This window comes from Blautia acetigignens (genome assembly GCF_025566865.1).
Lineage (GTDB): Bacteria > Bacillota > Clostridia > Lachnospirales > Lachnospiraceae > Blautia_A > Blautia_A acetigignens.
This window is the reverse complement of the sequence record NZ_JAOQJM010000010.1, coordinates 97,963-116,676: the sequence shown is the minus strand read 5'-3', so window position 1 is coordinate 116,676 and position 18,714 is coordinate 97,963. Positions and strand designations below refer to the sequence as shown.

The following is an 18,714-nucleotide window of genomic DNA, read 5'->3' as shown; positions in this document are numbered from 1 at the left end:
TTTTTCAAAGAGACTTCAGATCCTGTCTGCAATTACTATTATATCATTATTTTAAGTGCAGGATGTTACCGTATGTTTCTTATATCATAACATGCCTGGATGGAAATAAAAAGATGTTTTGCAAAAAAATTGTTGCACACTGAAAAAAATTCGTGCCAGCTTTCTTGAACGCAGTGAAAACATATGTTATATTTACTAATAGAAATAATGGAAATGGGGGACGGATTATGAAATATCTCTTAAAAAACGGAACGGTAATATCAGGTACAGGCGGGAAAAAGCTGGACGTGCTGGTGGAAGGAGAGAAGATCATCCGCGTGGGAGAGTCGCTTTTTGAGCAGGACGCCAAGGTGGTGGACGTAACCGGAAAGCTTTTGTTTCCGGGCTTTATTGACGGACATACGCATTTTGACCTGGAGGTTGCCGGAACGGTAACAGCAGATGACTTTGAAACCGGAACCAGGGCAGCTATCCTTGGAGGAACCACTCTGGTCATTGACTTTGCTTCTCAGGACAAAGGGGGACATACTTTAAAGGAAGGCCTCGCGAAATGGCACAAAAAGGCAGATGGTAAATGCTCCTGCGACTATTCTTTCCATATGTCTATTGTAGAGTGGAATGAGGAAACCAAAAAAGAAATCCAGGATATGATTGATGAGGGAATTACCAGCTTCAAGCTTTATATGACTTATCCGGCTATGATCGTGGACGATGAGGATCTTTACAAGATTGTGAAGGCCCTGAATGAGAAAGGATGCTTCGCAGGCGTTCACTGTGAAAATGCAGGAGTGATCGATGCGCTGATCCAGGAGGCGAAAGCGGAAGGAAGATTAGGTCCGGAAAATCATCCGCTGGTGCGCCCAGACACTATGGAGGCTGAGGCTGTCCACAGACTTCTGGTGATCGCAAAGGAGGCAAAAGCACCGGTAATGGTAGTTCATCTTACCAACCGCAAGGCTTATGAGGAAATCCTTCGCGCAAGAGAAAACGGACAGACTGTCTTTGCAGAAACCTGTCCCCAGTATCTGGTACTGGATGACAGTGTGTATTCCAAACCGGATTTCGAAGGCGCCAAGTATGTGTGCGCACCTCCGATCCGTAAGAAAGAGGACCAGGACTGCCTGTGGAAGGCACTTGCAGAGGGCCAGATCCAGACGGTTGCAACTGACCAGTGCAGCTTTACCCTGGCGCAAAAAGCAATGGGAAAAGAAGATTTCACCAAGATTCCAGGAGGCCTTCCCGGGGTTCAGACAAGAGGAACTCTTCTGTATACTTATGGCGTGCGCACCGGCAGGATCTCTGTGGAGAAAATGTGCCAGCTTCTCTGCGAAAATCCGGCAAAGCTGTATGGCGTGTATCCCAATAAAGGTGTGATCGCAGAAGGCAGCGATGCAGATATCGTGGTGTTTGACCCGGAAAAAGAGAATGTGATTTCCGCGAAAACACATGCATACAATACGGACAATAACCCATATGAAGGCTTTGAAATCCACGGGGATATTGACAAAGTATTCCTGCGCGGCAATCTGGCTGTAGAGGATGGAAAACTGGTGCAGGAAAAGCTTGGAACCTATATTAAGAGAGGATTGAGACAGCCGCTGGCATAGTTTTGCCAGAGCCTGTTGGAAAAAGTTTTAGAAAAAATATGCGTCTTTTGCGGCGTGGCTTTTGGTAAGCCTTATGCCGCAAAGGGCGCATATTTTTATATATCTGTGTTTTTTGAAATTTCCCGCTTTTTCGCATATCCTGTCAGGATCAGTGCCAGCGCTCCGTCACAGGTCATGTTGCAGGCTGCCGCAAATCCGTCATGGATGGCAAATACCGCAAACATCAGCGCCACTCCCGAATCCCCGAATTTCAGGATTCCTGTAAGGGTTCCAAGTGATACCATCACCGTTCCCCAGGGAAGCCCCGGAGTGCCAATGGAGCAGGTAGCAAGAAGCACGGAAAAAATCACCATGGTGCCAGGTGCCGGAACAGAACCGTAAAGAATCCTGGAGATCATCATCGCGAAAAATACCTCTGTAAGCACAGAACCGCAGTGATGGATCTGTGTAAAAAGAGGAAGTGCATCTTTTGTAAGATCCTGTTCCAGACATTCACACTTAGAAGCTGCCTCCAGGGAATATTTGCCTGTGGCTGCAGAAGAGCGGGTCATCAGCGCCATCTTACAGACCGGCAGGTATTCTTTCAGAACTTTCCAGGGCTTTTCCCCGGAATAAGAGCCTGCAAAATAATACAAGAGCAAAGTCCAGATGCCATACACCGGAATCACGATTACCAGCGTCAGAAGCAGAAGGGGCAGATACTTAATGAAATACCCCTGATAAGCAAGGGTGCACAGGGAAAGTCCGATATAAGCTGGAAGAATCGGCAGCAGAACCCTGGACATCAGGGAAAGGGTAATTCCCCGAAACTCATTGAGCAGCTCCTTGGTGCGCACCGCATTGGTCCAGCAGGCTCCGAATCCCAGCAGGATGGCAAGCACAAGTGCACTTAAAGCGGAAACCGGTGCCGGAATGGGAAGCTCAAACAGGGTGTCCGGCAAAAAGCGGAAGGACAAGCTGTCTGTGGAAACCGGAAGCCTTGGGATGATCAGGTATCCAAGCACCGCCGAAAACGCAGCCGCCCCCAGCATGGAAATATAAGTAATGCGGATCACAGGTTTGGTGGCTGGCGTGGGATCTTTTTTTACGGAAATGATGGAGGATGCCATCAGCCCGATAATAATAAGAGGTGCCAGAAATGCAATCAGCTGGCTAAGTACATAACGTGTTGTAACAACCAGATTCAGTGCGCCGGATGTGAATCCCATGGTACGGGTGGCGTTGAAAAACAGCCCCGCAAGCAGGCCGGGGATGCTTACCGCCAGAATCCGGACCGGAAAACTGGTCATAATTCTTTTTTTCTTCATTGTGAAAATTCCTCCCGATGTATTATAATATACGAAAAAGAAAGGTGCAATGAAATTTTGAAAATGAGGTGAAGTGTCGTGTATAATAAAATTTATGAAATACTGGAAGAAAAAGGGCGGATCAAGACAGCGATCATTCTGGATGGTCCGGACATGGGGAAAAAGTGTATTGTGAGACAGCCTGGAAATCCAGATGCAGCAGCGCAGGAGAAGAGCCTGATTCCAGAACAGGAAGAAGACAGAGAAATCTGGGAAAAATATCTCCCACTGTTAAACGATGCTAGAGAAACAAAAGTCATAACTGCCGACGGCATTCGGATTTTCGTGGAAGACTATCGCAAAAATCCAAGGCTTGCTATTTTCGGCGGCGGTCACGTATCCCAGCCTACCGCCCATCTGGGAAAAATGCTGGGCTTTCATGTGACCATCATGGATGACAGAGAAGATTTTGTGACAAAAGAGCGCTTCCCGGAGGCAGACGAGCTGGTTTACGGGGATTTCAAGGATTTGGATCAGTACATTGTTCCCTATGAAAACGCCTATTACGTGATCCTGACAAGAGGCCATCTTGGAGATGCCGACTGCCTTCGCAGGCTTTTGAAGCGTCCTTATGAGTATCTGGGAATGATTGGCAGCAAAAATAAAGTGCGGATCACCCGGGAAAATCTCCTGAAGGAGGGCTATTCCCTGGAAGAACTTGATCAGGTTCATGCCCCCATCGGAATCCCTCTTGGCGGACAGCTTCCCGAGGAAATTGCAGTCAGCATTATGGCAGAGATTGTCAAGGTGAAAAATCAGCACTACAGCGCCTACTGCGATGAAAAGGTAGAGGCAGCAGTACAGGAGGGCCGCCATGGCGTAATGGTGACCATTGCCGAGAAATCCGGTTCCTCCCCAAGAGGAGTAGGCAGCAAAATGTTTGTGGAGCCATCCGGCCATATCGAAGGCAGCATTGGCGGCGGCAAGGTAGAATTCGAAGCCATCAACCACTGCCCGGAAGTGAAGGACAAAGAAGTGAAGCACTACGCCCTCACCGCCGACGGCAAAGACAGCCTTGGCATGATCTGCGGCGGCCAGGTAACGGTGGTATTCGAGCGGGTGTAAGCAGTTCCCTTCACTTAGGACTTGCATATTTTGTAATAATACTGTATATTAATTGTAACGATTCGCAAAAAGAGTATGCGGCTGCTGATAGGAGGCAGCTGACTTTCATAACAGAAGAATCAATCCGTTACTGTGCATGGAGTGGACAGTAACATGAATCCAAGGCAGTGATGCTTTGTAAAGGAGGAATAATACTATGAGAAAAGCAGGTTTGGCTGCTCTGCTTCTTGGCGCAGCACTTTGCATCCCGGGATGCGGATTTGAGGAAGGCGCAGGAGCAACCGTTACTGTTATACAGGCTACCCCTACTCCGATTCCAACCCCTACCCCGGAGGCAACACCTACTCCAGAGGCAACACCTACACCTGAGGTTGTAGTCGTACAGACTGCAAGCGGCGTGAACGTAACCAAACAGGATGGTACTTACGTTGCCAATGCAGATGTAAACCTTCGTGCAGATGCAAGCACAGATGCAGCTCTGGTTGCCAGCGTGGCAAACGGCACACAGCTTACTAGCACAGGTGTGTGCGACAATGGATGGGTTGAGGTTTCCTATGAGGGACAGACCGCATATGTATCCGGTGATTATGTAAGTGCAGTAGCTGCAGACGCAGGCGCAGCGAATGGAGCCGCAGATGTCGGTGCAGATCAGGCAGTTGACGCTTCCACAGAAGGCTGATGCTTTGAAGAGAACGAAATAAAAAAATGCCAGATGGGCAGGAATCAGAGTGTTTGTGATTTGCTCATCTGGCATTTTTCATGAAAGTTTTGAATTTGCTTCTGATTCAACTGCATGAATATGCAGATTCATGACCTGAATGCAAATATGTTCTGTAGTTTCCGAAGATGCGAAGAAACTGATTTTCGGAAACTGGTTTACTCTGGATAAACCAGTCTGTCCGGTTTAATATCGTAAAGCACTTCATCCAGAAACTTCTTTGCAAGATATTTTGCCATGCCAAGGTTCATGTCCAGGTAGTTTCCACAGTCCTTTGCAGACGCGCCCGGCACCTCGCCCTCGAAATCCCGGATAAACTCAAAAGTTTCGATCATAAGCGGCACAATGTCCTTAGATTCATAATCCCCGTTCAGCAGAAGATAATTTCCGGTACGGCAGCCCATAGGTCCCCAGTAGATCATCTTAGGGCCGAATTCCCTGTGGTTGCGAAGAAAAGTAGCTGCAAGATGCTCAATGGTGTGAAGTTCTGCAGTATTCATCACAGGCTCCTCATTGGGGGAAGTCATGCGGATGTCAAAAGTGGTGATCACGCTGTTTCCAACCGGATCCTTGCGGGAAACATACACTCCCGGCTGAAGCTTGATGTGGTCTATTGTAAAACTGGTAATCTTTTCCATAAAAAAGGTCCTCGCTTTCTGTAAAGTATAAAATTCTCCCTTGATTTTAGCAGACTCTGGAAAAAGTGGCAAGACAGGAATCCTGGAAAGAAAAATTTCCTGGATTTTCACTTGACAATAAAGCCTATTCATCATATCATCTTTGTTAAAAAAACAGGCTGTCTTTTGCTGGAACCAATATGTGATCGACGCAAAAGAGGGCCTTTTTTACGGAAAAAGCGAGAAAGGGTTTGGAAAACGACAGATGAAAAACTGGGAAAACGTAAGACTGGTCAGAGAATTTTCTGATCAGGGTGTGGACTGCTACAAGCTGGCAGGCGGAGACTATGTGAACGAATACTATGTGGTATCAGAGGCGGAGACAAGAAAACTGATGAACACACCGGAGGTTGTAGGCTATGAGGTTTACCACTGCCTGATCCCTGCTACCTCACAGATGCTTTACTATTTCAAGGAACAGAAGAAGGTGACAACAGCCAACATCCTGTCCATTCTTCGCGGTGCCCTGAACTATCCTCTTGAGGAGAGCTGCTATCGCGAGCACATCCGCGTACACGACATCAGCTTTTTGTCCAGCGAGCGTGTGTTCCAGGAGGACGAGATCGCAGGACTGGAGATCAAGTACAGCAAGCTTACCATGGTGCCGGACAGCACCCTTATGATCGGCGATATCATTGCCTCCGGCGAAACTCTGATCCACTGCCTGCGCTATGTAACCGATTTCTACCGGGCACATGGAGCCAAGCTTCGGAACATCATCATCTTCACCATCGGCGGCACCAAGGGAATCGAGATCCTGGAGAAGCTTACCAGCGAGATCCGCGAGTACTGGCCGGACTTCGAGGGATTTATCACCGTTTACTATGAGGGAATCTTCAGCACCTATCAGGACAAGGGCGTATCCGGGATCAATCTTCCGGACGTGGATTTCTACTGGAAAGACGGCATCATCGCACCGGAGTTTCGAAGAGAAACCCTTTCCATGCGGGATCCTCTGTTTGAGAAATGCATTATCTACGATGGCGGCGCCAGAAGATATGAGATCCATGAGCATGTGGAGGAGGTTCTGGACTTCTGGAAGGGCATGTTAGAGCGCTGCGATGTGATCGACATGAACGCCCTGATCGAGGAAAAATTAGGCTATGCACTGCCGATCAGTTACGAGGACTGGCTGGCCTGCAACCACTTCCAGGAGATTGAGTCCGCCCAGACCAAATGGCTGTATGAGATGGAAATGCGCTTCGCAGACTGTCTGAAACAGGTAACCTTGAAAGAGATTGCCCAGCAGAGAATCGAAGAATTCACAACTGCGCTGCGCAAATACATTTTATGATGATGCAACTACAGGAGAAAGAAAATGAGTAAAAACAAAAAAACAAAAGACGTTGACTTTGCGTCAAAGGCAGTTCCGGCAGACAGCCGCAAAGGCCTGGTTACTATGTTCATGATCATGCTGGGATTTACCTTCTTTTCCGCAAGCATGTGGGTTGGCCAGCAGCTGGCAGAAGGACTTGATTTCTGGGGCTTTGTGAAATCCCTGATTCTTGGCGGCGTGATCCTTGGGGCTTACACCGGACTGCTTGGATACGTAGGTGCCAAGACTGGATTATCCCTTGACCTTCTCTCCAGAAGAGCATTCGGGGAAAAAGGCTCCTACCTTCCATCAGCCATGATCAGTTTCACCCAGATCGGCTGGTTCGGCGTGGGACTTGCCATGTTTGCCATTCCGGTATCCAAGGAGCTTCTTGGGGGAAGCGATGCTGCCATGTGGGGACTTGTGATCCTGGCTGGTGTATGCATGACTGCTTCCGCTTATTTTGGAATCGATTCCCTTACCATTGTCAGCTATATTGCAGTGCCGCTGGTAGCGGTTCTTGGTACTGTTGCAATGGTGATGGCGGTACAGCAGGGAGATGGCACCATCATTGACCAGTTCGCCAAATCCAGCGGAAGCCTGACCATTGTAGGCGGCGCAGGACTGGTGGTAGGTTCTTTTGTATCCGGCGGAACCGCAACCCCGAACTTTGCCCGTTTCGCAAAGAACGGCAAGGTCGGCGCGATCACCACAGTGGTTGCGTTCTTTATCGGCAACTCCCTGATGTTCTTCTTCGGTGCTGTTTCTTCTATTTTTGTAGGAGGAAACGATATTTTTGAGGTTATGATCCGCTTGAACCTGTTTTATCTGGCTGTTTTGGTGTTGGGCCTTAACATCTGGACCACCAACGACAATGCCCTTTATACAGCAGGTCTTGGTCTTGCCAACATTTTCCATCAGAAAAAGAAACCAATGGTACTGATTTCCGGAATCATCGGAACGGTGGCTTCTGTATGGCTGTACTACAATTTCTGTGACTGGCTGAACATTCTTAACTGTACCCTTCCGCCAGTTGGAATCATTCTGGTAATGGACTATTTCATGAACCGGAAAGAGTATGAGAAAGAGAATCCGGCACTGAAAACGGTAAACTGGTTTTCCGTTGCAGGTGTTGTGCTTGGAACCATTGTGGCAAATGTGCTGAACTGGGGTGTGGCTTCCATCAACGGTATGGCTGTGGCAGCTGTGTGCTACATGATCGGACAGCTGATGCCAGGTACCAGAGGAGTTGTCAATGAGCACTAAAATAGAGAAAAAGCGGGAACGGGAAAAGAAAATGGTTTCCCAGATGATCCAGCTTTACTGCAAAAAGCAGCACCACAGCAAAGACGGGCTTTGCCCGGAATGTGCCGCGCTGGATGCCTATGCCAGAATGCGCAGCGAGAAATGCCCGTTTATGGAGACCAAGACCTTCTGTTCCAACTGCAAGGTGCACTGCTATAAGCCGGAAATGCGGGAAAAGATCCGTGAAGTCATGCGTTTCTCCGGTCCAAGGATGCTGTTTCATCATCCCATAGCAGCGATCCGCCATGTGGTGGAATCCAAGAAAGAGAAAAAGAAATTGAACAATTTGTGAAATCAATTGTATTTTGCGACAATTTCGTTATAATGAGAAAAGATGGCGTCAGGAAAAGCCTGGCGCCGTTTTTTATCCAAATACACATACTTAAGAACGTAATCTGGAGGCGAATTATGAAGAAAAGAAAAATTCTGGCAATGTTGATGACTGCAACCCTGTCAGTGGGACTGCTGGCAGGCTGCGGCACAGACAATGCGAAAGAAGAAACCCAAAATACAGAAGAAAAGACAGATGAGGCCACAGAAGAGAACTCTTCCGATACAAGTGAAGAGCAGGGAACTGACGAGGAAGTTTCCGGTTTTTCAGACGGTACGGATGAGAAAGGAACTGTGACAGATGAGGCAGTACTGGATACTTCACAGCCCCTTATCGGCATCCACCATGCGGAAATTGAAGTGAAGGATTACGGCACCATCAAGGTGGAACTGGATGCGGATACAGCGCCTATCAGCGTTACCAACTTTGTGAAGCTGGCACAGGAGCATTTCTATGACGGGCTGACTTTCCACCGTATTATTGACGGCTTCATGATCCAGGGCGGCGATCCGGAGGGAACCGGAAGAGGCGGCTCTGATGAGACCATCAAAGGAGAATTCTCTGAAAACGGCGTGGAGAATAACATTTCCCATGAAAGAGGCGTAATCTCCATGGCAAGATCCTCAGATCCGGACAGCGCAAGCTCCCAGTTCTTTATTGTGCAGTCAGACAGCACTTATCTGGACGGACAGTATGCAGCTTTCGGCCATGTGACAGAGGGCATGGACATTGTGGACCAGATCTGCAAGGATGCCAAGCCGACGGATAATAACGGAACTATTTCCGCAGACCAGCAGCCGGTGATGACGAGCGTGATTATTACAGACTGATTTCGGAGTCTGCAATTTTACATCTGCAATCGATGTTTTGTCCAGCTTCGGCCTGCGCAGTTTGTGCTGTGCGGCTTTGGCTGGACAAAATTTTTTATGAGATATAATGCAGATGCAGAGGTTATTGTTTTACTACAAGCACAGGCATAGGCGGATTGTTGGGACGGTTGTAGTATTCGGTTTTGATTACCAGATATTTTCTGGAGTCCAGTTTTTTCAGCCAGCTAAGAAGGGCATCCCGCTCCTCAAATCCGGAATCGCCGCCGCTGTAAATGCACAGCATCAGGATTCCGCCTTTTTTCAGAAGGCCAAGGGAAGCCTGAAGGGCCAGAATGCTGGAATCAGGCCTGGTGGCCAGACTGTGATCCCCTCCCGGCAGATAGCCGAAGTTAAACACAATGCAGCTTACACTCATGGGCGCAGCGTAGTTTCCCATATTTGCATGGGAATCCAGGATCAGCTCATAGTTGTGAGCTGCATTTTCTTTTTCCAGGCGCTCCCTGGTGTGGGCAAGGGCCAGTTCCTGGATGTCAAAGGCAAGTACATGGCCTTTTTCCCCGCAAAGACGGCTAAGGAGCAGGGTGTCGTTTCCGTTTCCCATGGTAGCGTCAATGCACAGGTCTCCTTCCTTTACATGCTCTGTGATAAAGTGGGCGCACCACTGTGTGATCTGATAATTCATGATAAAGTCCTTTCCGCTTGGATTCGATGATATCTAAAATGCCATTTCATTATAGCAGATTTTCCTTTTATATTCATGGAAAAATGGCAAAAAAATCTGCCGGATGCGGGCAATAAAAAGGCTGACCGCGGCAGCGCAGCATGTACGAAAAGCTATACATGGAAAAAATACATTGCAATCAGAGCTATATTTGTTTTATAATAAGCGGTACGGACAGAAAAATGTCCCCATGAGTTTAAAGAGAAAAGAGGAAAACGAATGTTAGAGGGAAAGACCGTTCTTCTGGGAGTGACAGGCAGTATTGCCGCATATAAGATCGCATATCTTGCAAGTGCGCTGAAGAAGCAGCACGCGGACGTTCATGTGCTGATGACCAGGAATGCCACGAACTTTATCAATCCCATTACCTTTGAGACTCTTACCGGGAATAAATGCCTGGTGGACACCTTTGACCGGAATTTCCAGTTCCAGGTAGAGCATGTGTCCATTGCCAAGAAAGCAGATGTGGTGATGATCGCCCCGGCCAGTGCCAATGTGATCGGCAAGCTGGCACATGGAATTGCAGATGATATGCTGACCACTACCATCATGGCATGCAGATGCAAAAAAATTATTTCCCCGGCCATGAATACCAATATGTTTGAGAATCCCATTGTCCAGGATAATTTAAAGACCCTGGAGCATTACGGATATGAAGTGATCGATCCTGCAGTGGGCTATCTTGCCTGCGGCGACACAGGAGCCGGCAAAATGCCGGAGCCGGAGACTCTTTTGTCCTATATTATGAGAGAGTGCGCCTGCGAGAAGGATATGAAAGGGCTGAAGCTGCTTGTCACAGCTGGTCCTACCCAGGAGGCCATTGATCCGGTCCGCTATATTACCAACCATTCTTCCGGCAAGATGGGCTACGCCATTGCGAAAATGGCAATGCTGCGAGGTGCAGATGTCACACTGGTAAGTGGACGTACTGCCATTGCGCCGCCGCCCTTTGTGAAGGTGGTTCCGGTGGTGACAGCAAGGGATATGTATGAGGCTGTCACAGCGGTAAGCAAGGAACAGGATATTATCATCAAGGCAGCAGCTGTTGCGGATTACCGTCCGGCTACCGTCAGCGATGAGAAGATCAAGAAGAAAGACGACGATATGTCCATTGCCCTTGAGAGAACAGATGACATTCTGAAGTATCTCGGGGAGCACAAACCGGATGGACAGTTTCTGTGCGGATTTTCCATGGAAACACAGAATATGATCGGTAATTCCAGAGTCAAGCTTACAAAGAAAAATCTGGATATGGTAGCTGCCAACAATGTAAAAATGGCTGGCGCCGGATTCCAGGGGGACACCAATGTTCTGACTCTGATTACACAGGATGAGGAAGTGTCACTCCCGCTTATGAGCAAGGAGGATGCAGCCAGTAAAATCCTGGATAGAATACTTTTTTTAAGAGTGACGGGTAAATAAAAGAACACATGCCCGTCAGTCCATACCGTATTGTATCCCTTTTACGGGAACGATAACAAGGAGGATCATTATGAACAAAAAATTTACAACATCTCAAATCACACTGCTTGGCCTGATGATAGCAATCCTGCTTCTGATGGCTTACACACCTCTTGGCTACCTGAATATCGGACCTCTTGCCATTACTTTTAACATTATTCCGGTTGCCATCAGCGCAATTACAATGGGACCTGTAGGCGGAGCCATTGCCGGAGCCGTATTCGGACTGACCAGCTTCGGACAGTGTATCGGCATTGGCGGTACCAGCATTATGGGTGCTACCTTATTCGGAATCAATCCATTTCTGGCATTTGTACAGAGATTTATCCCAAGACTGGTTGACGGACTTCTGCTTGGATATATTTTCCAGGGCGTTCGCAAAAAATCAAAAAATATTTATGTTTCCTGTGCAGTGACAGGCTTTTGCTCCGCATTTCTGAACACTTTGTTCTTTATGGCACTGCTGGTAGGACTTTTCGGAAATACAGAGTATGTGCAGGGCCTTATGGGCGGAAAAAATGTAATTCTGTTTATCTGCACATTTGTAGGAATCAACGCAGTATGCGAGATGATTTCCGCCACTGTGATCACGGGTGCTGTGGGAGCTGCCCTTTATAAGGCAAGACTGCTTCCTGGCGCAGAGAAAAAGGCTGACAAGGCGGTAAAGGCAGCAGAGGTTTAAAATACAGATAGATGATTTATGTCCGGGCAGACTTTGACTGCGGACGGGAAAAAGGCCAGACGGCTGATAAGAAACTATGGAGGGAAACTATGATCTTAGCAATTGATATCGGAAATACAAACATTGTGGTTGGGTGCATTGACCGGGAGAAGACTTATTTTATTGAGAGACTTTCTACGGTCCGCACAAAAACAGAGCTGGAATATGCAGTTGATTTAAAAACGGTTGTTGACATTTACCACATTAAACGTACAGATATTGAAGGCTGCATCATTTCCTCTGTAGTTCCCCAGATCACCAATGCCGTGAAGCTTGCTGCTGAGAAGGTGCTTCACAAGGAGCCCATGGTTCTGGGACCTGGAGTGAAGACCGGTCTGAATATTATGATGGATAATCCGGGACAGCTTGGCGCTGACCTGGTGGCAAATGCGGTTGCGGGAATCCATGAGTATCCCCTTCCTCTGGCGATTATCGATATGGGAACTGCAAGCACGGTGAGCGTGGTTGATGAAAAGAAACATTATGTGGGCGGTATGATTTTTCCCGGAATGGGAGTGTCCCTGGATGCCCTCACAGCCCGTGCTTCTCAGCTGAGTGGTATCAGCATTGAGGCTCCCAAACGTATCATTGGTAAAAATACCATCGAGTGTATGAAAAGCGGCGTGATCTACAGCAATGCGGCTGCACTTGACGGTATTGTGGACCGGATCGAAGAAGAACTGGGCCAGAAGATTACAGTAGTTGCCACTGGCGGTCTTGCCCGCAAGATCGTTCCTCACTGCCGCAGGGAGATCCTGCTGGATGAGGATCTTCTGCTGAAGGGGCTGCTGATTATTTATGAGAAGAATCGGTAAGAGAAGATAGGGCGACGGCCGCGAAGCCAGAAATAGCTCTATACGAAAACCAGACACGTCGATATGGCGGCTGTATTAACACGAAAATATAAAAGGCAGATCAGAGGAAGCACAGGATGTGCGGCGCTGGTCTGCCTTTTTTAACATACATTAGTGAAAAGCATTAGAGAAATCTTCTGGTACCGGGGCGGTGATGCACATGACTTCTTTTGTAACTGGATGGGTGAATTCCAGCTGGTAGGAGTGCAGGGGCTGGCGCTTTATGATGCTGTAATCCGGATTGTAGAGAAAATCTCCTGGAAGAGGGTGCCCGATGTGCTTCATGTGCACCCGAATCTGGTGGGTACGACCGGTTTCCAGGTGAAGTTCGATTAAAGAATATGCCTGGAGAAAATCTGTTTTCTGTGCGTCCGAAACAGGAGAGAATATTCCAGCGTGAAGCGCGTAAGCAGCCAGCCTTTCATAATGTGTGACTGCACGCTCCCCATTTACAGGGTCAATCTGCCGTTCAATAGTGGAGCCGTCTGTCCGTCCGATAGGCGCATTTATGGTACCGTGGGACGGCGTGATCCCCTGAACGATTGCCAGATAAGTCCGGCGGATCTGCCGCTGCTTCATCTGGGCGGAGAGAACTGCGGCGCTGTAAGGATTTTTCGCCAGAATAAGAGCACCTGTGGTATCCCGGTCCAGGCGGTTGATGCAGCGGTAGACGAAGGTTTGTCCCTTTTCCTTAAAATACCAGGCCGCTCCGTTGGCAAGGGTGTTGTCGTAATTGCCGATGGAAGGATGCACAGGCATGTCTGCCGGCTTATTTATGACCAGGAGATCCTCGTCCTCATAGAGTATGGAAAGGTCCATTTTCACAGGCAGAATATTCTCGCTGCTTTCCGTTTCCGGGATATGAATGCGAAGAAAATTCCCGGCATGAAGAACCGACTTGCCGAATCCTCTTTCCCCATTTAACTGAATTGCTCCTTTATACGGCTTCATAGAGGAAAGAATGCCCCGGGAAAATCCCTTGCTTCGAAGGAAATCAAGAAGCAGCATGTTTTCCTCGTCTGGCTGTACAGTGTAAGTAAGAATCCGGTCCAAAGTAAGTTCCTCCTGTGTTGTTTTTATTGGCAAAGAATGTTACAGAACATCTGACTTTCATATATGATGATATCGCCGGTAGACGACATGTCCGTTTTGTGAAATAGTCTGACATTATATTTAGAATTTCGTACTGCAATTTTTTCGCTTAAGGTGTATAATAACACAGATAAAATGTGTATGGAAGTATACAATCGATTTTTACGGCTGATTTCTGTGCATCGTGAAGTATGTTGCTGGATACAGAGTGGACAATAACATATGACGAAATGTGCTGCCGAGCACGTGGCCAGTAATCATCCGTTTAGGGGGAAAAGAGAAAACATATGGAACAACAGCAGCACCTTTTTACCAACAAAATGCTCCGGGCTCTTCTGGTGCCTATTATTATGGAGCAGCTTTTAAACGCACTGATGGGAACTGTGGATACTATGATGGTCAGCAATGTAGGCTCCGCGGCGATTTCCGCAGTCTCCCTTGTGGACTCCATCAACGTTCTGATCATTCAGGCGTTTTCCGCACTGGCAGCAGGTGGAACCATCATCTGTACCCAGTATCTTGGTCAGAAAAATCACGAGATGGCAAACAAATCTGCCAGACAGGCTCTTTTTATCATAACTGCCATTTCCGTCTGCATTGTCACATTGGGACTGATTTTCCGTGCACCACTGCTGAGCTTTATTTTCGGAAAAGTAGATGCGGATGTTATGGATAATTCAATGGTCTATTTCTTTTACACCGTACTGTCTTATCCATTTATCGCCCTCTATGATGCCGGAGCTTCCATTTTCCGTGCCCAGGAAAATACAAGAGGACCAATGGTGATTTCCATTATTTCCAATGTGATGAACATTGGGGGAAATGCAGTTTTGATCTGGGTATTTCACATGGGAGTTGCGGGAGCAGCGATTTCCACCTTGGTATCACGAATCTTCTGTGCAGTGGTAGTTCTGTATCAGCTGCGAAAAGACAGACAGCCCATTGCGGTGAGGGATTATCTGAATATCCGCCCGGATGGAAATATGATAAAGCGGATCCTGGCACTTGGAGTGCCCTCTGGTGTGGAGAACAGTATGTTTCAGCTTGGAAAGCTGGCAATCCAGTCCACTGTGTCTACCCTTGGAACCACAGCCATTGCAGCTCAGGCTATGACCAATATTATGGAGATGCTGAACGGAACGGCTGTAATCGGCGTGGGAATCGGACTGATGACCGTAGTAGGCCAGAGCCTTGGCGCAGGACGCAAGGACGAAGCTGTGTATTATATGAAAAAGCTGATGATCTTTTCAGAGGTCTTTCTGATTGCCTGCTGTGCGATTGTGTATGCACTGGCGAAACCGATCACCATGATCGGCGGCATGGAGCCGGAAAGTGCCAAAATGTGCCTGAATATGATATTCTGGATCACCATTGTAAAGCCTCTGGTATGGATGCCGGCCTTTATTCCAGCCTACGGCATGCGTGCAGCCGGAGATGTGAAATTTTCCATGATCACCTCCTGCACCACCATGTGGGTATTCCGTTTCTGTCTCTGCGTCTACCTGATCCGCGTCTGCGGCATGGGCCCCATGGCCGTCTGGATCGGAATGTTCACCGACTGGACCGTAAGAGGAATTGTATTCAGTCTTCGCTTTAAAAGCGGGAAATGGATGGAACACAGGGTTGTGTGAACAAAAGCAGCAGTTTTGCGGTCGGGATGGGTCAGGAGCGGCTTGGCTGTTGACTTTTACAGGACAAAATTATATAATGTAACGGATAAAAACAGGGAAAAGTATTTTCAGGAAGCAGGTGGAACTCCTGCACAAGTCCGTTACTGTACAGTCAGATACTGGATGCTTTTTCAGGAACAGGATTTCCTGCGGCAACCGGGATCATTCTGGGAAAAGAAGCTTTGTTGTCACGTTACGACAGAGCTTTTTTTGTGTAAGCCTGGCTGCGGAAAATGGTTTCCATTAAAAATCCCAGCCAATAGCTGAAAAATTTACTTTTATACCTACGGAGGCAAAGGATATGGCACACAAAACCGGTCTGGAAGAGTACTACGTGATCCGCGGACAGAAGAAAATGCGCTTCGGCTACACCACAGGCTCCTGCGCGGCAGCTGCCTGCAAAGGCGCAGCGCTGATGCTCCTTGGGAAAAAGAAGCTGGACAGCGTTCCTCTTATGACGCCCAAAGGAATTCTCCTGGATCTGGAACTCCACCACATTCAGATCGAAGAAAACCAGGTCACCTGCGCTGTCAAAAAAGACGCAGGGGATGACCCGGACACCACCAATGGGATCCTGGTATACGCCACCGTATCAAAGACAAAAGAACCAGGAATCCAGATAGACGGCGGAATCGGTGTTGGCCGCGTGACAAGACCGGGACTTTCCCAGCAGGTAGGAGAGGCGGCAATCAACCCAGTTCCCCGGGCCATGATTCTTCGTGAAGCAGAGGAAGCTGCTGTGTCTTACGACTATGAGGGCGGGCTGAAAGTGGTGATCTCTGTGCCCGAGGGCGTGGAAATCGGCAAGAAAACTTTTAATCCGAGGCTTGGAATTACAGGCGGAATTTCCATTTTGGGAACCTCCGGAATTGTGGAGCCCATGAGTGAAAAAGCGCTGGTGGAGAGCATCCACGTAGAAATGAAGCAGCATTTCGTCCAGGGCGAGCAGTACATTCTTGCCACTCCGGGCAACTATGGCGCAGACTATTTAAGAGAGCATATGACATTGCCCTTTGAGCGGAATATCAAGTGCAGCAACTACGTAGGCGAGACCATTGATATGGCAGTAGACATGGGGGTAAAAGGCATTCTTTTTGTGGCTCATATCGGCAAATTTGTAAAAGTGGCAGCCGGGATCATGAACACCCATTCCCATAGTGCAGATGCCCGTATGGAAGTACTGGCTTCCAATGCCCTTCGTGCAGGAGCTGACGGCGACACCGCAAGAGCGGTTTTAAACTGCAATACAACAGATGAAGCCCTGGACGTTCTTCATGAGAAGCAGCTTTTGCAGCCCACAATGGAAGAAATCATGAAAAAAATCCAGTTTTATCTGGACCACCGTTCCTATGAACAGATCAAGCTTGGGGCAGTGGTATTTAACAATGTATACGGCTATCTTGGCAAGACGAAAGATGCAAAAGAGTTGATCGAAGAAATCAAGAAACAGGACATAGAGCTGCAGAAAAAATAATGCAGGAAGCAGAAAATAAAAGAAACGTAACTGGCAATCAGGAATTTTGCAGTTACGGGAAAGAGAAGTAAATGACAGGAAAATTATACGGCGTAGGTGTAGGTCCGGGAGATCCGGAACTTGTTACACTCAAAGCCTTACGACTTACAAAAGAAGCAGACATACTGGCGTTCCCAGGGGAAAATCCCAGGGAATCCGTAGCCTACAAGATCATGAAGGGCGCATACCCGGAAATCGATACCAAGCAGATGATATCCCTTCCCATGCCCATGACCAAGGACAAAGAACAGTTGAAGCAGGTTCATGACGAAGGCACCAGAATCATCGCAGACCAGCTGGATCAGGGCAAAAATGTGGTATTTTTGACCCTTGGAGATCCCACCGTCTATTCCACCTACCTTTATGTGCACAAACGTGTGGCACAGATGGGATACGACACAGAAATCGTAAGCGGCATCACTTCATTTTGCGCGGTAAGTGCCAGATTTAACCAGGGCCTGGTAGAAAAAGCCCAGCAGCTTCACGTGATCCCGGCTTCTTACCAGATTGAAGAGGCACTGAAGCTTCCCGGCACCAAGGTGCTGATGAAAACCGGAAAACAGATGAAAACAGTGAAAGAGCAGATCAAAGCATCCGGCAGCGAAGCCATGATGATCCAGAACTGCGGTATGCCGGATGAGCAAATATACAGAACCGTAGATGAAATCCCGGAAGATGCAGGATACTATTCATTAATTATTGTAAAAGAGGAGAAAAAGCCATGATTCATTTCGTAGGAGCAGGTTCCGGTGCCCCGGACCTGATCACAGTAAGAGGAAAAAAATACTTAGAGGAAGCAGATGTGGTAATCTATGCCGGATCCCTGGTAAATCCCAAGCTTCTTGAGTGCACCAAGGACATCTGCACTATTTACAACAGTGCCAAAATGACCCTGGAAGAAGTACTTTCCGTAATGGAAAAAGCAGAGGCTGCAGGCAAGACAACAGTAAGACTTCACACAGGAGATCCTTGTATTTACGGTGCTATCCGGGAACAGATGGATGTTCTGGATGAAAAGGGAATCGCTTATGATTACTGTCCTGGCGTCAGTGCATTCTGCGGCGCAGCAAGCGCACTGAATCTGGAATATACTTTGCCGGACATTTCCCAGAGCGTGATCATCACCCGTATGGAAGGCAGAACTCCGGTTCCGCCCAAGGAGAGTATCCAGTCCTTTGCTGCTCATCAGGCAACTATGGTTGTTTTTCTCAGCACAGGAATGCTGGAGAAACTGAGCAGAAGACTGATCGAGGGCGGCTACACAGCAGACACTCCGGCAGCCATTGTTTACAAGGCAACCTGGGAGGATGAGAAAAAATTTGTGTGCACAGTAGGCACTCTGGCTCAGACTGCCAAAGAAAACAACATTACAAAGACAGCCCTTATGATCATCGGTGACTGCGTAAATGCAGCACACTATGACCGTTCTAGGCTCTATGACCCGGGATTTACAACAGAGTTCCGTGAAGCAACAAAGTAATTGAAATA

The 18,714-nt window shown here is 47.9% G+C and carries 18 protein-coding genes; 14 read left to right on the top strand and 4 right to left on the bottom strand.

Translation table 11 applies throughout. From position 1 onward, the window contains the following. Positions 1-227: 227 nt before the first annotated feature. The gene (gene hydA / locus OCV70_RS12775; RefSeq protein ID WP_021926000.1) at positions 228-1,607 is read left to right on the top strand and encodes a dihydropyrimidinase; all 1,380 of its coding nucleotides are present in this window, start codon (positions 228-230) and stop codon (positions 1,605-1,607) included. 95 nt (positions 1,608-1,702) lie between these two features. On the opposite strand, the gene OCV70_RS12770 is transcribed toward hydA, so the two are convergent. Continuing rightward, the gene (locus OCV70_RS12770) at positions 1,703-2,914 is read right to left on the bottom strand and encodes a cation:dicarboxylate symporter family transporter (RefSeq protein ID WP_021926001.1); all 1,212 of its coding nucleotides are present in this window, start codon (positions 2,912-2,914) and stop codon (positions 1,703-1,705) included. 78 nt (positions 2,915-2,992) lie between these two features. Here OCV70_RS12770 and OCV70_RS12765 point away from each other — a divergent pair, with 78 nt between their 5' ends. After that, a complete protein-coding gene (locus OCV70_RS12765; protein WP_021926002.1) occupies positions 2,993-4,018 on the top strand; it encodes an XdhC family protein in 1,026 nt (341 codons plus the stop codon). A gap of 196 nt (positions 4,019-4,214) precedes the next feature. After that, entirely contained in the window at positions 4,215-4,697 is a 483-nt protein-coding gene (locus OCV70_RS12760; protein ID WP_021926003.1) for an SH3 domain-containing protein, read from the top strand. Between the two features lie 197 nt (positions 4,698-4,894). Here OCV70_RS12760 and OCV70_RS12755 read toward each other — a convergent pair whose 3' ends face one another. Beyond that, complete coding sequence (locus tag OCV70_RS12755; RefSeq protein ID WP_021926004.1) at positions 4,895-5,374, bottom strand: S-ribosylhomocysteine lyase; 480 nt, start codon at positions 5,372-5,374, stop codon at positions 4,895-4,897. A gap of 181 nt (positions 5,375-5,555) precedes the next feature. On the opposite strand from OCV70_RS12755, the gene OCV70_RS12750 reads away from it, so the two are divergent. The 4 genes from OCV70_RS12750 to OCV70_RS12735 all read left to right on the top strand — a co-directional run bounded on the left by OCV70_RS12750 (position 5,556) and on the right by OCV70_RS12735 (position 9,194). Beyond that, entirely contained in the window at positions 5,556-6,707 is a 1,152-nt protein-coding gene (locus OCV70_RS12750) for a hypothetical protein (RefSeq protein WP_021926005.1), read from the top strand. Positions 6,708-6,731: 24 nt separating this feature from the next. Continuing rightward, a complete protein-coding gene (gene codB, locus OCV70_RS12745; protein WP_021926006.1) occupies positions 6,732-7,994 on the top strand; it encodes a cytosine permease in 1,263 nt (420 codons plus the stop codon). Further along, entirely contained in the window at positions 7,984-8,325 is a 342-nt protein-coding gene (locus tag OCV70_RS12740) for a nitrous oxide-stimulated promoter family protein (RefSeq protein WP_021926007.1), read from the top strand. Before codB ends, OCV70_RS12740 begins: the two co-directional genes overlap by 11 nt. 116 nt (positions 8,326-8,441) lie before the next feature. Next, on the top strand, positions 8,442-9,194 hold the full coding sequence (locus tag OCV70_RS12735; RefSeq protein ID WP_021926008.1) for a peptidylprolyl isomerase: 753 nt from the start codon (positions 8,442-8,444) through the stop codon (positions 9,192-9,194). 121 nt (positions 9,195-9,315) lie between these two features. Here OCV70_RS12735 and mnmM read toward each other — a convergent pair whose 3' ends face one another. After that, on the bottom strand, positions 9,316-9,879 hold the full coding sequence (gene mnmM / locus OCV70_RS12730) for a tRNA 5-(aminomethyl)-2-thiouridylate-methyltransferase MnmM (RefSeq protein WP_173766353.1): 564 nt from the start codon (positions 9,877-9,879) through the stop codon (positions 9,316-9,318). A 255-nt stretch (positions 9,880-10,134) separates the two neighbouring features. Here mnmM and coaBC point away from each other — a divergent pair, with 255 nt between their 5' ends. From coaBC to OCV70_RS12715, 3 genes are all read left to right on the top strand, one after another. Then, positions 10,135-11,337 (top strand): bifunctional phosphopantothenoylcysteine decarboxylase/phosphopantothenate--cysteine ligase CoaBC, encoded by a 1,203-nt coding sequence (gene coaBC, locus OCV70_RS12725; RefSeq protein ID WP_117853945.1) that lies wholly within the window; start codon positions 10,135-10,137, stop codon positions 11,335-11,337. Positions 11,338-11,407: 70 nt separating this feature from the next. Beyond that, entirely contained in the window at positions 11,408-12,058 is a 651-nt protein-coding gene (locus tag OCV70_RS12720) for an ECF transporter S component (RefSeq protein WP_021926011.1), read from the top strand. 89 nt (positions 12,059-12,147) lie between these two features. Then, complete coding sequence (locus tag OCV70_RS12715; RefSeq protein WP_021926012.1) at positions 12,148-12,912, top strand: type III pantothenate kinase; 765 nt, start codon at positions 12,148-12,150, stop codon at positions 12,910-12,912. 150 nt (positions 12,913-13,062) lie between these two features. Here OCV70_RS12715 and OCV70_RS12710 read toward each other — a convergent pair whose 3' ends face one another. Further along, positions 13,063-14,004, bottom strand: coding sequence for an RluA family pseudouridine synthase (locus tag OCV70_RS12710; RefSeq protein WP_262579734.1), 942 nt, complete (start codon positions 14,002-14,004; stop codon positions 13,063-13,065). 326 nt (positions 14,005-14,330) lie between these two features. Here OCV70_RS12710 and OCV70_RS12705 point away from each other — a divergent pair, with 326 nt between their 5' ends. The 4 genes from OCV70_RS12705 (at position 14,331) to cobM (ending at position 18,706) form a co-directional block, all read left to right on the top strand. Next, positions 14,331-15,674 (top strand): MATE family efflux transporter, encoded by a 1,344-nt coding sequence (locus OCV70_RS12705; protein WP_021926014.1) that lies wholly within the window; start codon positions 14,331-14,333, stop codon positions 15,672-15,674. Between the two features lie 340 nt (positions 15,675-16,014). After that, positions 16,015-17,187: a cobalt-precorrin-5B (C(1))-methyltransferase CbiD gene (gene cbiD / locus OCV70_RS12700; protein ID WP_173766327.1), complete on the top strand. Its 1,173-nt coding sequence runs from the start codon at positions 16,015-16,017 to the stop codon at positions 17,185-17,187. Between the two features lie 71 nt (positions 17,188-17,258). Beyond that, positions 17,259-17,951: a precorrin-2 C(20)-methyltransferase gene (cobI, locus tag OCV70_RS12695; protein WP_021926016.1), complete on the top strand. Its 693-nt coding sequence runs from the start codon at positions 17,259-17,261 to the stop codon at positions 17,949-17,951. Next, entirely contained in the window at positions 17,948-18,706 is a 759-nt protein-coding gene (gene cobM, locus OCV70_RS12690; RefSeq protein ID WP_173766325.1) for a precorrin-4 C(11)-methyltransferase, read from the top strand. Before cobI ends, cobM begins: the two co-directional genes overlap by 4 nt. Positions 18,707-18,714: the final 8 nt, after the last annotated feature.